This window comes from Epilithonimonas xixisoli (assembly GCF_004365655.1).
Lineage (GTDB): Bacteria > Bacteroidota > Bacteroidia > Flavobacteriales > Weeksellaceae > Epilithonimonas > Epilithonimonas xixisoli.
In genome coordinates this window covers 117,004-134,473 of the sequence record NZ_SOEO01000001.1, presented here as the reverse complement: position 1 = coordinate 134,473, position 17,470 = coordinate 117,004, and the positions used below count along the sequence as shown (strand labels likewise).

The 17,470-nt window shown below is 35.3% G+C and carries 10 protein-coding genes; 2 read left to right on the top strand and 8 right to left on the bottom strand.

Annotation, left to right across the window (positions count from 1 at the left end; genetic code table 11):
• Positions 1 to 4: 4 nt before the first annotated feature.
• The 4 genes from B0I22_RS00585 to B0I22_RS00570 all read right to left on the bottom strand — a co-directional run bounded on the left by B0I22_RS00585 (position 5) and on the right by B0I22_RS00570 (position 8,549).
• A complete protein-coding gene (locus B0I22_RS00585; protein WP_133942672.1) occupies positions 5 to 3,049 on the bottom strand; it encodes a SusC/RagA family TonB-linked outer membrane protein in 3,045 nt (1,014 codons plus the stop codon).
• A 375-nt stretch (positions 3,050 to 3,424) separates the two neighbouring features.
• Positions 3,425 to 4,105: a hypothetical protein gene (locus B0I22_RS00580; RefSeq protein ID WP_246022119.1), complete on the bottom strand. Its 681-nt coding sequence runs from the start codon at positions 4,103 to 4,105 to the stop codon at positions 3,425 to 3,427.
• A gap of 102 nt (positions 4,106 to 4,207) precedes the next feature.
• Complete coding sequence (locus B0I22_RS00575; RefSeq protein WP_166668147.1) at positions 4,208 to 5,689, bottom strand: RagB/SusD family nutrient uptake outer membrane protein; 1,482 nt, start codon at positions 5,687 to 5,689, stop codon at positions 4,208 to 4,210.
• A 19-nt stretch (positions 5,690 to 5,708) separates the two neighbouring features.
• Positions 5,709 to 8,549: a SusC/RagA family TonB-linked outer membrane protein gene (locus B0I22_RS00570; RefSeq protein WP_133942670.1), complete on the bottom strand. Its 2,841-nt coding sequence runs from the start codon at positions 8,547 to 8,549 to the stop codon at positions 5,709 to 5,711.
• Positions 8,550 to 8,745: 196 nt separating this feature from the next.
• On the opposite strand from B0I22_RS00570, the gene B0I22_RS00565 reads away from it, so the two are divergent.
• Positions 8,746 to 9,339, top strand: a complete 594-nt coding sequence (locus tag B0I22_RS00565) for a ribonuclease HII (RefSeq protein ID WP_133942669.1) — start codon at positions 8,746 to 8,748, stop codon at positions 9,337 to 9,339.
• A gap of 48 nt (positions 9,340 to 9,387) precedes the next feature.
• A complete protein-coding gene (locus B0I22_RS00560; RefSeq protein WP_133942668.1) occupies positions 9,388 to 12,546 on the top strand; it encodes a UvrD-helicase domain-containing protein in 3,159 nt (1,052 codons plus the stop codon).
• A 70-nt stretch (positions 12,547 to 12,616) separates the two neighbouring features.
• Here B0I22_RS00560 and B0I22_RS00555 read toward each other — a convergent pair whose 3' ends face one another.
• From B0I22_RS00555 to B0I22_RS00540, 4 genes are all read right to left on the bottom strand, one after another.
• Complete coding sequence (locus tag B0I22_RS00555) at positions 12,617 to 14,590, bottom strand: transglutaminase family protein (protein ID WP_133942667.1); 1,974 nt, start codon at positions 14,588 to 14,590, stop codon at positions 12,617 to 12,619.
• A 15-nt stretch (positions 14,591 to 14,605) separates the two neighbouring features.
• The gene (locus tag B0I22_RS00550; RefSeq protein WP_133942666.1) at positions 14,606 to 16,486 is read right to left on the bottom strand and encodes a DUF3857 domain-containing protein; all 1,881 of its coding nucleotides are present in this window, start codon (positions 16,484 to 16,486) and stop codon (positions 14,606 to 14,608) included.
• Positions 16,487 to 16,498: 12 nt separating this feature from the next.
• Positions 16,499 to 17,008 carry a ferritin gene (locus tag B0I22_RS00545; protein WP_133942665.1) on the bottom strand — a complete coding sequence of 170 codons (510 nt, stop codon included), beginning with the start codon at positions 17,006 to 17,008 and terminating at the stop codon, positions 16,499 to 16,501.
• Between the two features lie 81 nt (positions 17,009 to 17,089).
• Positions 17,090 to 17,470: a hypothetical protein gene (locus tag B0I22_RS00540; RefSeq protein WP_133942664.1), complete on the bottom strand. Its 381-nt coding sequence runs from the start codon at positions 17,468 to 17,470 to the stop codon at positions 17,090 to 17,092.

Below are 17,470 nucleotides of genomic sequence, written 5' to 3'. Positions count from 1 at the left end.
TAATTTAAAATTCAACTTTTATACTAGCACCAATTTCACGAAATGCTGGGTGCGCTCCACTCTGAAAACCTATTGCATTACCCGCAGACATACCTGCTTCTGGATCTGTATATGGTGTATTTTTATGAATAATCCATAGATTTCGACCTATAAGAGATAAAGTCATCCCTTGAATACGAGAGTTGCCAAAAGTTTCTTTTGGAAGCCTATATGATAAAGTTACATTTCTTAGTTTTACAAAAGATCCATCATACACATGGGTAGCTTCTGCTGCTTGTTCTCCACCACTACCTCCGTAGTAGCCGTATGGATTATTTGAATCTGAGAAATCTGCTCGAATATCATTTGGTGTTCCATCAGCTTTTACTCCTGGTAATAGTATACCCCCACCATTAGCAATTGAATTTCTAATTGGATTACCTAACTCATTGTTCCCAGCAGTTTCTTGGTATAAACCTGTTGCCAATCCAAACGCCATATCCTGAGAGTAGATATCACCACCTTTCTTAATATCAATTAAGAAACTTAAACTAAAGTTTTTGTAACTAATTGTATTTTGGATACCCCCTCTCCAATCTGGAACAGCATCTCCAATAATATCCGTAGAGCTTTCACTTACAAGATATTTACCATCTTCTCCAACAACTTTTTGTCCATTAAGATAAACAAAATTTGTCCCTCTAATTGTTCCTGTTGATTCGCCTAACATTCCACCCGTAGCAACGTTCCACATTGACCCAAATGGTAAAAATTCTGTATCTCCGTAGATACGTGTTACAGTATTTTTATTAGTTGCCCAGTTGGCGGTTAGCTCCCATTTAAAATTAGGAGTTTTAACTGGAACAACAGTCAGTCTTGCTTCAATACCTTTATTTTCAATATCTCCAGAATTAAGCCAAGCACTAGTGAATCCAGATCCCGAAGAAATATCTGTAGATGTTATCAAATCTCTAGTTTTAGATTTATAAACAGAAACATCAAAACTTAATCTGTTTCTAAAAAATGCCATCTCTAAACCAGCTTCTAATTCTGACATTCTTTCTGGTTTAAGATTGTTATTAGCAGTTACTTGTGGAGCAGAAGCATTGTAAGAACCATTAAAAGCCGCATTAAGCGTATAAGTATTATACAATTGGTAAGGATCTGTATCATTACCAACCTCTGCATAGTTAAATCTCAACTTACCAAAGTTGACTATATCCTTGTTTGCAAATAATTCTGAAAATACAAAACTAGTAGATCCAGAATAATAGGTATAGCTATTGTTTCCTACTGGAAGTGCAGAAGATCTATCTCTTCTTACCGATCCATCTACGAACAACATATTCTTATATCCTAAACTTGCTTGAGCAAAAATACCATCTACTTTTTTATTAATATCGAAATCTGTGACATTAGTTTCAGTTAATGGTTGTGCAGTATTTGTTATAGAATAAAGACCTGGAATTTTAAGACCTCCATTTGTTACAGCAGAATTACCGTACCTTTTATTGACTCTCAAATTAGCTCCTAAATTAGCATTAAGGTTAAAATCTCCGCCAAAATCCTTGTCTATATTAATTATAAAGTCATAATTTGTCTCCGCAACTTTATGATTCATAAAATAGTATTCACCTTTACCTCCATGCGCTAGACGTCCTTGCTCACTTGAAGATCCGATTGCAACTCTTTCTTCTCTCAGTTCGTCAAATGTATCAAAAGTATATCTTCCTAAAACACTTAACCAATCTGTAAATTTATAATTTACACCAAAATTTCCGAAGTAACGGTTACGTCTATCTGTTTGGTAATTTTGATTACGATTAAAGAAATAGTTATCCGCATAGCCAATTGCTTGAGTTCTATAATCTTTAATATTCCAAGTTGTATTTTGTCCTGTTAAATTGTATGCCTCTCTTTGTCTATCCATATCTACAGAAGTGTTCCACCATTGTCTAAATGTCTGCATTGGATTTCTAGAATCATAACCTGTTAAAACTCTACCTCTACCTCGTGTATTAACATAAGATATATTTCCGAAAACATTTAATTTTTCTGTGAAATTATAATCAGCCGAGAAGTCTATCGAGTTTTTGGTAATATTACTGTTGACAAGTGCTCCATCCTGTAGGAAATTAGTATATCCCATTCTGAATTTACCCTTATCATTTCCACCAGAAAATGCGACTGCATTTTGATATGTCGCAGCTGTATTCCATATCATATTAGGATCTCTACCCGCAACAAAACGGGTTGGCTTTAAATAACCCGGTAATTGAGGATATTGAGAATCCCAATTGTACACCATCATATTAGGATCAAATGCGGAACCAAATGATGCATCATCATAAGTATAAACAACATTATCTGGAGTACCATCACCATTAATATCTATGCTACCAGGATAAAAAGAATCACCAGTATATCCACCACCATATTGGTTTTGATACTTAGGCAAAGTAGTCTTATCTACAAAGCCTAATGTTGTTGAACTGTTAAACTCAACACCAATTTTTTGGCTTCTTTTCCCTTTTTTTGTTGTGATCATAATCACTCCATTCATACCTCTTGAGCCATACAAAGCACTTGCTGCTGCGCCTTTTAATACGTTTACACTCTCGATATCATTAGGATTGATATCCGCCATCCCATTGGAATAATCGTAAGCTCCTACTCCAGATCCAATACTGGCTTGATTATAGGTTTCATTATTAATTGGAGTTCCATCTACTACTACCAACGCTTGATTGTTACCAAGAAGTGACTTAGTCCCCCTAATAATCATATTCGTAGAACCTCCCATTGTTCCAGACTGCTGAATGTTAAGACCTGCAACTTGTCCAGCTAATGCGTCGGAAACATTGGCGATAGGAACAGCAGAGACTTGATCTCCCTTCACCTCAGTAGTGGAATAACCTAAGGCTCTTTTTTCTCTCTTGATACCCAAAGCCGTTACTACAACGCCCTCGATATCTTGTGTCTTCGCTGAGTCTTGGACCGTTTGTGCAGAAACTACTGCAAAAGACGATGATAGAACTACCGCTAACACGCTTGTTGTTAATTTTTTCATATCAAATCAAATTTTTCAATAAACAAATTTGCAAAACTTTATTAACATAACCAACATAAATTGTTAATAATTGTTAATTTCAATATGTTAAATTTTAGATAAAAACTATTCAAAGCATAATACATATAGGTTATTTATCCAATTATTTAAGAAAAAAAGGATTTATGAAATAAAGTCTATATAAAAAGCACAACAAAGTGTTCTACACAATAATTTATTATTATTTATAAAAAATTCCTTATTACCAAGACAAAAAAGTTTTTAAATATGCAAGACCATAAAAGCGTTAAATAGTTTTTTATTAATTTATCTAATTGATTAGTCAAAGAAGAATTAGTCCAAATAAAAAATGACCCGGAATCGGATAATTTTTTATTATTTGACTTGATTAAGATAATCAACCAGTTTTATTAAACTTTCTTCTTTTGAAAAATTGACTTTACTACTTTTAGCAAAACTTTCAAACTCAGATTTGTTTAAATCAAATTGCTCTATAAAATCTTTTGAGTTTTTAGGAAATTTAATAAAAATACTATCTTTTTTAATTAAATAGAGATCTTTTTCTTTTGCATAATAGTCATTAGCATCTTTACCAAAAGCACTGGGACTTTTCTCTCCTTTTAACAACTCTATTTTTTCCCTCTTATACAAAGAATATTTAGAATTTTCTATTAATAATACCAAATAACCAAATTTACTTTTTCCCTCAACAACATAATTTGAAGAAACATAAGTTTTTTTCAATGATGGAAAAAGTATTTTAATTCCCTCTTCTTTATTTGTATAGTAAGTCTGTTCTTTTTCTTGAAATTCCATTTCATCATCATACGCATTATAACGGAGATTTTGCACATTCTTACCGTAACCATCGATGGCTACTTTGTCAAATTGTTTTCCGTTAGGATATGGTATCCCATCTATAATATGTTCTTTTGTTGAAGGGCGGTTAGCTCTCGTGAAAAAATTACCTGTCGAAAATGAAACATTCTCATTTCCAACTTGTGCTAAAATAAATGTCTGTGAAAACAAAAATATTGTTACAACTATCTTTCTCATAAAAATATAAACTTGTCTTTTACAAATATAAATATAATATGTTGATATAATAAATAGAGCCACCAAAAATTTGGTGGCTCTATATTTATTATGAATTATTAATTACAATGAATTATCATATCCTGGATTTGGTAATACAGGAGTTCCTGCAATATCAGTTTCCGATCTTGGAATTGGGAATGCATTCAAGTTTGGATCTGTAGGTGCTACAGATGGTCTTGCAATCGGATCTCCCCATCTTCTTAAATCCCACTGACGAAGACCTTCTCCTAAAAGTTCCTTCATTCTTTCGGCTTTAAGCATAGGCAAGGTTACAGAAGTAATCTTATTAGCTTGATCTTGCCCCGTATCCATTACTGGATTTCCATCATTGTCTATAACTGGATTTCCGTTTGAATCAAGTCTCGGAATTGGTGATAGTCGTTGTGCTATAATAAGTCTATAATAAGACAGTGCTTTTGCAGGATCTCCACCATTTAATTCAGCTTCAATACCGTTTAGTAAAATTTCTTCGTAACGAAGCATTTTGATATTATCAGCACCTACAGCATTAGTATATTTACCCGTGCCATCATTACTATTACTAGACAAATATCTTATTGTGCCCGATGTACTTATTAAATTCCTTCTTATATCATTGCTTGCATAAGAGTTATAAGCAGATGTAGAAACCACAATATTACCGTATCCTAATGGATTTAGTCTTTGTCTGTAAGATCCAGTAGAAAGTGATGCATTAATACCTACTGCCAATTCAAAAATAGAGTTAGGTGCCGCTCCGTTCATTAAAAACCTAAAAGAAACTTGATGCAAGCCCGCATCAATAACGCTATATTTTCCAATTAAATCATTGGTTAGCGACCTAACTTTTGCATAATCACCTTTGTACAAATAATATCTTGACATCATTCCTTTAAGTGCATTTACGGAAAGATCTGCTTTAGTATTTGAGTAAGCTGTACCAGTGCTCATTAGCTGAAGCGCTTTTGTAAAATCTGCATCAATTTGCGCCTCTGTTTCAGCTATAGTTGCTCTTGGCATCAAAGCCTTAGGATCATATTTCAGCGGTAAAACAATTCCCAAAGTTCCATTTGGAATGTATTTTTGTCCATAGATTCTGAAAGCGTCAAAAAAAGCAATTGCTCTTAAACCATAGGCTTGTCCTTGTGCAAATGTTGCTGTTGACTTATCTGCAGCTGTCCCTTGTAATGCATTAATGTCAGAATTAATAACAATATTGGCTTTACCAACTACCTCATAAATTCTGTTATATGTATCTCTTGCATAAGGATCATTGGAAACCTGCGTGTAATTGTAAACATTTGTATAATATCCTCCTTGCAAAGTACTGTACATCTCATCTGATCTAATTTCTGCATAAGCAAGAAAATCAGCTCCATAATACTGTGTATTACGCATCGATACATATGCACCTCTTACAAAAGATTGCATCTCCTGTGTAGATTTCAAAGGACCTTGTTGTACTTCCTGATAAAACTCTCTATCCACAAAATCATCAGAACAAGATACCAATCCGGTTCCAATAACAGCTGCAAGAATTCCTGTTTTTATTATTTTATTCATTTTATTCAATTTAATCATTTTAGAAACTAAGGTTAACACCAAAAAGGTAAGATTTTAAGATTGGCAATGCAAGGTTGGTATAACCGGACACATTAACTTCAGGGTCAAATTTAAGTCTATCATCAAACCTGTGAGTCCAAACGTTGTTTGCCATAATATATACTTGTACGGAATTAAGACCACTACCATTAAGGAAAGAACCGTTAAAAGTATATCCTAATCTAGCATTACTTAATCTTATGAAATCAGAATCATACAAGAATCTTGTTGAAGCTGCATTTGATCTTTTATTACCGCCAGCTAGTGGCTTAGGGTTGTTCACGTTAGTATTAGTAGGTGTCCAATAATCTCCCATTACATCTCCATACCCTGGGTATGTTGCTGTATATTGTCCATCACTCCAAGTGTAAGAAGACCAATCATCATATATTTTTCCGCCAAAACCGTAAGTAAATAGTAGATCTAATGAGAATCCTTTATAAGATAAACTTGTGTTAGCCCCACCGAAAAGTGTACTTAGGAATGATCCTTGTGTCGCTTGCTGAGCTTTATTGTAATCATTAGTTGTTTCGCCACCTACACCATTTACATACCATAGCGGATCACCGTTTGCGGCATCAACACCCGCCCATTTTCTAAGATAGAAAGTACGAACACCTTCACCTACTCTCAAAGTTGTAGTTCCTGTATTAACAGTACCTCCATACAACTCAGTAATTTCATTTTTCAAAGTTGACAAATTACCACCAATACTCCAGTTAAAGTCTCCTCTGAAAATATCTGCATTCACAGAAAATTCAAATCCTCTATTAACTAATGTTCCAACATTATCTACCATTGCTCCATACGTGTAAGTACCAGCATTTTCATTGTAGATAACACCTCCTTGTGATGGAGAAAGAGGGACATTATAAATTAGGTCATTTGTTTTCTTGCTGTAATATTCTGCTGATAGTTTAATTCGATCATTCCATAGACCGATATCTAACCCAACATTAAAAGGGTTAACGGTCTCCCAAGTTAAGTTTGGATTATCAACATTATAATATTGTGCAGCAGCAGTATCATTGTAATTTAGATTATAAGCAAATAAAGCGTATGGATTTGCCGTAATCTGATTACCTAACTTTCCATATGACCCTCTAAATTTCAACATAGATATAGCATCAATTTGTTTTAGGAAATTAACTCTTGCCAAATCTACACCTACACCAACAGACCAGAAGTCACCAGCTTTTTTACCTGGCATAAACTGAGATAAAATATCTCTTCTGTATGAACCATCCACTAGAATCAATTTGTCATAGTCATAATGTCCTGTTACGGCATAACCATTTCTAGAATTGATAAATTTTCTACCCGCATAGCCATAAGGCACAACGAAATTAGACAACGTTTCTAATGCTGGGCTACCAACAGTAATACCTGTTGCAGATAAGAACTTTCTGTCAGACTTGTACGCCTCTTGGATTAAAGATGCTCCAACATTATGCATACCAAATTTTTTGCTATAATCTAATATATTTTGAACGTTAAAGTTGAAATATCTGTTAACAGAAGTTCTTTGAAATCCACCATAGTTAAATCCATCTCCGTGAATTGGATTCCAATATCTATCTTCTTCTACACTAACGTACTCTGGAGAAAATACAAATCGATATGTTAAATTATCGAGAATCTTATACTCAGCATTTAAGTTTGCAAAAGCTCTCAGAGTTCCTGCCTGTTCATAGTTTTTCTCTAATAAATAACCCGGATTAAATTGGTTGTTACTTAACCTTGCAGTAGCAGGATTCCAATACCAAGATCCGTCTGGGTTTTTTGCTCTATCCGTTGGTCTATTAAAATATTGGGCTAAGATTGGATTTGCAAATCCTCCACCCTCTGGCAAAGTTCTAGTTTTTCCGTGCGAAATCTGGAAATCTGAACTTATCTTTAATTTATCAGTTGCTTGATAAGTTAATTTAGTAGTATAAGATAATCTTTTAAAGAATGAATTTCTAATAATACTATTTTGATCAAACATGTTTACAGAAGCATAATAAGTAAACTTATCATTACCTCCCGACAAACTCAAATCAGCATTTTGTTGATAACCATCTTTTCTTACAATATCTTGCCAATCCGTACTGTACGGCGAACTAAAAATACTGGCATAAGTAGCTCCTGCAGCTCCACCGGCAATTTGCTCAATAGTGTAATTAGGATTTGTTGCACCATTATTTAGCATATCTCTCAAATACTCTTTATACTCCTGCCCCGTAAAAGCCTTGTGGTTACTTACAGCTTGCTGATTGAATCCAGTATTATATGATAAATTGAATTTTGCCTTTCCTTTTTTTCCAGATTTTGTTGTAATTACAATAACCCCTGCTCCAGCATCCGCACCATAAACAGCAGTTGATACGGCATCTTTAAGAACCGTAATACTTTCTACATCATCGGGATTCATATTCGCTAAAATGTTTGCAGTAGTATTTGCAGTAGTCAAATCACCACTAGCAACTCTCACTCCATCCACAATATAAATTGGACTAGTTACTCCGTTGATTGAAGAAACACCTCTAACGCGAACATTGGCAAAACCACCTGGCTGACCAGATGCTGCTCCAACTTGAACCCCTGTTACCCTCCCTTGTAACATTTTATCAACAGAAGCAACAGGAACATCCTCAATAGATTTAGCAGTCATAGTACTTGTAGATCCAGTCAATTCTTGAACTGTTTTCTTCTGCCCAAAGCCTACAATCACCACCTCTTCTATATTCGCTACAGAAGCAGTGTCTTGTTGAGCCGTTAATGTACCGGCGGTGAGGAAGAAAATAGCTCCTGCGCCAATAACTTTTAATTTAACATTCATCTTAACAATTTTTTAATATTCTAAACGACAAATATGTTAATTTTATTTTAAAAAAAAAAATCAAAATTTAATTAAAGTCTGTATTAACAACACTTTTAACATTTTTTTTGCCTAAATTTTTAGTTAAATCTACAGTAGTACTGTAATATTATAATTACTTAGTTTATTATTGCATACTCAATACGCAGTCTAATTTATGTTAATACACAATTTCTCAAATTCCCTCATAGAAGCAGGATGTGATGAAGTCGGCAGAGGCTGCTTATCTGGTCCCGTAGTCGCTGCTGCAGTCATAGTTGACAAAAATTTTAAGCAAAATTTAGTTAATGATTCTAAAACGTTAAATTTTAAAACCAGACAAAACCTCGACCTATACATAAGAGAAAATGCAGTCGATTTTGCCATCGCAGAGCTTTCTCCGGAATTTATTGACCAACATAATATTTTGAACGCAAGTATACACGCGATGCATTTGGCCCTGGATCAACTGAAAAGTCCGCCAGAATTAATTTTAGTTGACGGAAACAAATTTCATCCATACAACTTTATTCCCCATCATTGCATTATCAAAGGTGACAGCAAATTTCTTTCAATCGCCGCCGCGTCTATCATCGCAAAAAATTACCGCGATAATCTGATGATAAAACTTCACGACGAATTTCCACATTACGGTTGGAATACCAATTTCGGATATTGTACCAAAACGCATCAGAAAGGTTTGAAAAAATTTGGACCCACTATTCATCACAGAAAATCTTTCCGATTGGACTATGATGTTGAGATTGATTAAACTTTTTTAAAACTATTTTGTAAATTGCTTCCTTAACTATATACAAGGATGCAAAACTCATACACCGTAATCAACGCTTCCGCCGGCTCTGGCAAAACTTACCGTTTGGTTCAGAGTTTACTGATGATTTGCCTTCGATTTCCCAATCAGTCAGATTCCATAAGAACCATTCTGGCATTGACTTTTACCAACAAAGCGGCGAAAGAAATGAAGGAAAGAATCCTCTTCTATCTGGGCGAATTTGTAAAAGATAATTACACTGAAAATCAGGATTTGAAGAACATTCAGGGAGCTTTGTCAAATCAAGGTTACAAGGTGACGTTGGACGATTTGCATCACCGTTCTAAGAAAGTTCTCGATTATATTTTGCACCACTACTCGACTTTGAATATTGGAACGATTGACAAGTTCAATTCCCGATTGGTAAAGAGTTTTTCTTACGAATTGGGATTGGCCCAGAACTTCAATTTGGAAATTCAGCCGGAACCTTATTTGATTGAAGCAGTTGACAAGATGCTGGACGAGATTGGCGAAGACGAAACGGTTTCCGATGCGTTTATGGATTACGTCAATTATAATTTGGATAATAATGAGCGCGTAAACCTCAACCAGACGCTTTACAATTCGGCAAAGAAATTTGTGAGCGATGTACACTACAAACCTTTGCAGGACAACAAGGATTTTGAATGGGAAGCTTATGAAAACAAGAAAAACGAGCTTAGAGAAACGATTAAAAATCTAAAATCCGAATCGCTTGAAATTGCAAAACGAGCTTTGGAATTAATCAAAAACAAAGACATCGAGATTGAGGATTTTGCGAGTGGAAAAAGTGGAATCGGTGGTTTTTTTGTCAACATTCTCGAGTTTCATAAAATCAAGGATAAAAAATTTCCGTTCCCGACAACTTCCGAAGATTCGAAGATTGAAACGTTTCTAAAAGGTGCTTCCACAAGGGGAAAACACAAGCAAGCCGAGATTCAGGATATTTTACCGCAATTGATTTCTTGGCGACGAGAAATTATTGATTTGTACATTAATTCTCAGAAAAAAGAAAAAGTTCTGCAGGCGATTTTGCCGTTGAAAGTGAACGCCGATATTCAGAAAAAGCTTTTGGAAATTGAGGAAGAGAATGATTTGATTTTGCTTTCGAAGTTCAATATTTTGATTAATGAAAATCTACGAAATGAGCCTTCCGCGTTCATTTATGAGAAAGTTGGGACTCAGTTTCAGCATTATTTCTTTGATGAATTTCAGGATACTTCTACGATGCAATGGCAGAATTTCCTTCCGCTTCGGGACAACAGCATTACGTCTGACGACACGAGTTTTACCATCGTTGGCGACCCGAAACAAAGTATCTACAGATTCCGTGGTGGCGAAAGTGAACTGATGCTCAATATCATTAATAAAAAAGAAATCACACCGAAATTTGCAACGGCTGAAAACCTTGGTTTCAACTGGCGAAGTGCGAAAAACATTGTCGATTTTAATAACAAGTTGTACGATTTTATGTCAGGCGATTTGAATGATGAACATCAGAAAATCTTTGGCGAAAATGCTTTGCAGGAGTCAAAATCCAAGTTGGAAGGTCGCGTGAAAATCCATCTTTTGGAAAACTCGACCAAGAATATTTTCTATGATGAAACGGTGGCGAAGATGCAGAATGACATTCAGGAAAGTTTGGACAATGGTTTTGATTTTTCCGATATCACGATTCTTTGCAGAGGCAATTCTGACATTTTTAATTATTCTCAATTGTTGGGAAATCTGAAAGTCAATTATAAAGGAAAAGAAACTTACATCAAAACTATTTCCGAGAAAGGTTTAACGCTCGATTTAGCCTTTACCATAAAAGCTTTAATTGAATTTCTCAAATGGAATCTGGTTCCAAAAAACCGTCAGTTCTTGGTCAAAATGATGTACTTTCTGAATGTTTCGGGAAGAATTACAATGACGGATTTCACTTCGGAAATCAAAGAGATTTTAAAGTTTGATAACAAGAAAGACATTGAGGATTTCATTAATGAAAAATATAATGTAACGCTCATTCAGAAAGACATTCCGCAATTGAATCTTTATAATTTCATTGAATATTACGTTCACGAATTTTCGGTTGAAAATAAGGAAACGGATTTCCTTTTGAATTTCCTTGAAATGCTTCACAATTACACGCAAAACACGGGCGCAACGCTGAAAGAATTCCTGAAATACTGGGATGATGAAGCTTCAAAAATCAGTATCCAGGCGAGTGAAAATGTGGATGCGATTCAGATTATGACGATTCACAAAGCGAAAGGTTTGGAATTTCCCATCGTCTTCATTCCAATGGAAAATAAAAACAATGACGGCAAATTCTCGGAATGGTTTGATTTGGGAAGCGAAGATGAACTGAAAACTGTAATTCTGAATCAATTTTCGCCGGAGTTGGAAAGGTATGATGAGGAATTGGCTGGTTTTAATTTGATCAATTCTTACCGAAATAAAATTGACCGCTTTTGTATTCAATATGTGGCGACAACGCGACCTGTGGAACAATTGTTTTTCTATCTTGAAAAACCGAATAAATCTGCGAATCATTTGGAATTGTTTGATTTTGCATCGCAATTTCAGCCTGTGGAAAATGGTGAATTAGTAGATTCATTTGATGTTTATGAAACCTCAGCAGAGTCATTAATCAAACAAAAAAGAAAAGAAAAAAAAGAATATCAATCTGAAAACATCAATTCGATTTCCCAGAAAACAGAGAAAGCTTCAAATATCGAAATTGCGACCTCATCCAAAAGTTATCAAAACCGAGTGGAACACGTTCGAATGGGAATTTTCACGCACGAGATCCTATCAAAAATCAAAACTAAAAAAGATGTTTTGAAAGTTCTGAATTCTTATGTTTTGGAAGGCACAATTACCAACGATGAGAAAAAATCGATTTTGGAACGTATTGAAAATATCATTAATGATAAAAATTACGCATCATATTTTGAAGAAAATCTAAACATCATCAACGAAAGAGATATGCTTTCTGTGGAAGATGGAACGTCGAAAACGTATCGTCCGGATAGATTAATCAAAACAAAAGATGGCTTCATCATCGTGGATTTCAAAACGGGAAGCGAGAAAGAAAAAGACCAAAAACAGGTTGCGCTTTATCATGAAAAATTGGAACAGTTTGGAGAGAAGGTTTTGAAGACGGATGTGATTTATATTTGAGACTTAGAGAAAATAGACTGATAGATGATAGACAAAAAATCCCGAGAAATACATCTCGGGATTTTTGTTTTTATTTCTTAACAGCCGTTACAACTTGGCCTTCCATTTTTGTAATATTATCAAAGATCTGTTTGAAAGCAGGATAATATTCTTTCGGATAAACTGGGTCTTCAACTGTTGTGGTGGTTTCTACAGTCAGTTTATTTCCTTCTTGAGTGACTTTGTAAACGTATTGGATTGCATTGTCCTCGGTTCTGAATTTTTTGGATTTTGGAACATTTTCGAAAGCATAGCCGTCCGGTAAAGTAATTGTCACTTTTTTGATTTTGTCATAACCAGTGTAAAGTTCGATTGGTGAGCGTCTAGCTTCTGTTTGGTCGAACTCGTGGGATTTGTTGTACAAAAATAAGAGCGGATTGAAAATTAATTTACCTCCGATTCCGTCCACGAAACTGTCTGCGTTAAAATCAAAACTGGTTTGGAAATCACTGCCATTTACCTGCTCAGATTTGATGTTTGTAAACGGAAACGTATATCTGTCTTTGTAAGATTCTTTTTGGAAAGTAGATTTGTCTTCTTCATACATCTCACTGTTCATCAATGCATATAATTTGGTATCTCTGTCGGAAAAATTACCTTCGAAAGTCCCATCTGGATTTAGGTTGGCATTGATTGTAAGATAAGTTGTACTCTTTCCCGGAGGAAAGATATTCACTTTTTTTGCCTCTTTTTCGGTCATAATGTAACCTGCATAATTGAGTGCTGATGGGCGAATCATATTAGGAACGGTCAATTTTGAAGTCGCATCGTACAGGAATGGTTTCCCTTTGATATCCACAAATGCCACAACATAATTGAGCTGAGCAATAGATGGCGAATGATCCATCAATAGTCCGTTTCTGATGGTTGCCAAAACCAAAGGCTCGGCTTCCAATCCTGCAGATTTCATCAACATAATTAACAAAAGATTGATCTCTCCTGAGTTTCCGACTTTGGTATTTATAAGGTTTCTAATGCCGCCTTCTATCTCCACACCTTCACCGTAATTTTTGTTCCAAGTGTAATTTTTCTGAACAAATTTTAGGATAGCTGCTGCTTTTTCTTCTGAATCTGCAATATTTTTAATATCCTGAGGAAGTAAATCTTTCACCAATGATTTTCTTTTCAGCTCATCTCCAAAATACTGGGAATCATAGAGTTGTTTTCGGATATCTTTCCAAGTCACCGCATAGGATTTGAAACCGCCACTGTCTGAAGTGTCGTATGCCTGCGGCGCTTTTGTGACATTAGAAGAGTTGAGCTCTGCTCTTATAGACGTTCTGTAATTCCCCAGATTGTGAACATATTTTTCGTCTCTGTAAGGCGCAATATCATCATACCCGAATCTGTACGTGAAATATTCTCCGCCGTACATATTTCTTTCTGCCACATCTCTTTGTTTCGGACTAAGTTCTCCTTTGTAATCGATGTTATAACCAAGAAATCTTGGATAATCAAAAACATATTCGAACCTGCGAATTGGAACAACATCTTCTACAGCTACCCGATCTACATTCCAATAAAATGGCGATAGGATTTCGTACTTATATTCCAAAACAGATCCATCTTTTACATTTTCGAAAGCGAACTTGGTCACCGAATGGTTTTTTGATTCTTTGGATTTGTATTTGGAACTTTTGTCCACAACAGTAGAGACAATCTTGTCGTTTTCCAGATTGTAAGTTGTGGCTTTTAGTGAGGTTACTTTTTCTGAGTTGTTGTTTTTCCCAATGTAAGTATAGATTTCCTGATTAAGGAATTTCTCTGCCTGATCTTTTTTATAGATTTTCACCCGGCTTATAACTTCAAGATGCATCTGTCCGTTATACTCTATCCAATAATGATACGTTTTGTAAAGTACTTCTGCCGGTTCCGACGGATTCTTTGCATAAGATGTACTTTCCAGATCTTTTTTATCCAGCTTTGGTGTATCCAAGAATTTGTATTGTCCAAAAATGGATACAACAAAACAGCTTAATAATAATTGTAAAAATTTGGTTTTCATTGTTTATTTGTGTTTTTAAAGTTTGGTTATTAGGATTTTGGTGTGGTCTATTTTATTGGTTTTTTTTCTGAAATTAATATAATCTGAAATCTTATCTGCGGAAAAAGTTCCCTTCTTCAACATAAATTTTCTCTTCACCAACAATTTTTTATCTTGAGGAATAAACTCCATAGAAAAACTCCCGAATTCTGATTCTATTTTCACAGGAGCCATCGCTTCTGAAAATTTGTAATTCTCCGGAATCGAATATTCAATTTCATAATCATCGGTAAAACCAAATGGAACTTCTATCGGTAATTTTCGATCTGTGCTTTCCAGGTGGAAATCAGAATCCAAGAAAGGAATCGCACGGAAGTAAATATCGGATCCCAAAGATTTGGAATAATTGTTTGCTTTAAAATTCAAATCGAAATTAATCTTGGCAGCATCTCTGTCATTTTTAAGATTTTTCAAATCGATGTCAGAAAACTGAAGATAGTCGTAACGCCTTTTCAGTGCGTCTTTTTGCTCCTTCGGCGATAATGAAACCAACTGCAAAGTCATATCATACAAACCTCCTGAGAAATAAAAATTAGACGAAACATCCAACGTGTTATCCGCCGAAATGTTGGCTTTGATTCTCAAAACTTCCCGGTTGTTTTCGGAAGTTGATTTGGGCGTATCGGTAATCTCTGCCACATTATCTTTTACCATAATTACATTTCGATCCATTGTCCCATAGCTCAAATGGTTGAAAGCGATATTCTGAGATGTATTTTCCAACCAAATGTTTCCGTTTTCCGTTGGAACGCAAAGAATCACGTGATTGCCATCCATTTTTGGAAAATCTTTATCAAAAACCTTGATGGTCTTATCACTGTAAATGACGGAATAATAAGAAGGAATTCCCGCTGCTTTCAGTAGAACTCTCATATAATTGGTCAATGCTTTGCAGTCACCATAACCTTTTTTTCGCACGTCATCCGCAGGCATCGGTTGCCAACCGCCAATTCCAATCGCCACAAAAACGTAGCGGGTTTTGCCCTGCATATACTGATAAATTTTTTGAACTTTTTCGGAAACTGTTCCCGTAAGATTTAGAGCGTCCACCTCTGCCTGAATCTCGGGCGTGATTTTGGAAACTGGCTCCAGCAAACCTTGATACCAAGTTGCAAAACTATTCCAATTCGAAAAGTCGCCGCAAACCCCTTTCAGACAAGCTCTATCCAATGCAAATTCTACCTTGGAAACCACGGTTCTCAATTCTGGTGAGTGATTTTCATCTTTGTAAGCTGGGATATTTTTGTACGACGCTTTTACAAGATTATCAGATTCTGAGATTTCTGCTTTTCCGAAAATAGTTTCGGTCACTTTCTTTCGGAGTTTGATGCCAGATTCATTTTTGAATTCTACGCCCCAGTTTTCCACCGAAATATTCTCAGCAATGTACGGTTGCAAGACTTGTAAAAATACCGTATCCGACGATCTTTCTGTAAAAGTAGTTTCTATAGTGTAAGGAAAAACCGGCTGGATGATTTTCATCGCCAGAGCACGATCATCGGAATACAAAAAGGAATCATCTGATTGCGCAATATCATTCAAATCACTTTTGGAATAAGTTTTTATAACTCTTCCAAAAGCGTCGAAAATTTTGATCTTAATATCAGAAATCTTTGTGTGTTTATCATATGGGATGTAAACATACGACACATTATCACCAGCCTTATTGAGAATAGAAACTGCAATTTTTTTCTTAGAATCTATTTGATTTTCGGACTTAATGATGTACGAAGAAGAATTGTCACGAACGACGGCATTAGCGTCTTTCTTAAGCTCTTCCGGCAAATCTGAGATGGCATAATTCTGTGAAAACGTCTGGATGGACATTAACACAAATACGGTTATTAGTTTTTTCATTTTTTTGAGGAATTAATTTCCTGCTGCTGGTACAAAAACCCTTTGTGCCAATTCCTGATCGAAAAGGTACAATGCTGAAGGATTATCTTTCACCATTTTAATTTTCGAAACCAAAGTAGATGCACTAGATTCCTCCTCCACTTGCTCATTGATGAACCATTGTAAGAAACTGGTGGTAGAAAAATCGCCTTCTTCGTTCGCGGTTTTCACAATATTGAAAATACTTTTTGTCACCAATCTCTCGTGATCCAATGCTTTTTCGAAAATCTCCTGCGCATTGTCGAATTCGTGCGGTGGTTTTGGAACTTCATTTAAAATAATTTTTCCGCCTACATCATTCACATAATCGAACATTTTGTCTGCGTGCATCAATTCTTCTTTAGACTGTACACGGAAATAATTTCCAATTCCTTCGAGATCTTGAGCGTAAAACCACGCACTCATCGATAGATAAAGCTGTGCAGCGTATTGTTCTTTAGTGATTTGTTCATTTACTAGGTTTATGATTTTTTCGCTTACCATTTTTGTTAATTTTTCCCAAATATAGCAAAAAAGAGCCGTTAAATTAACGACTCTCACTAAAACTAACCACAAAATAAAATATTACTTAACTACCGCTCCATCAACTTTCTTCCTATCTTGGAATTTGGCTTTTCTATCAGCCATTTTTTTAGCTTTTATTTCCTGATATTTTTTGAATTGATCTGGCGTCAGGATTTTTTGCATTTCCGCTTCATTCTCCTTCATCTTCTGCATTCTGTCAACTTTTTTAGCATCGAAATCTGCTTTTCTTTCTACTGCTTTTTTCTCGTGCAATGTTTTCAATTGTAGAACTTGAGCATCTGTAAGATTCAATTCTTGTTTCATTTTTTGAAGACGTTCAGCTTTTTTCTGAGTGTGATCTCCGCTTATCGATTTTGATTGCTGTGCAAATCCGAAAACTCCTAATCCAAGAAATGCGGCGCTTAAAATTAATTTTTTCAT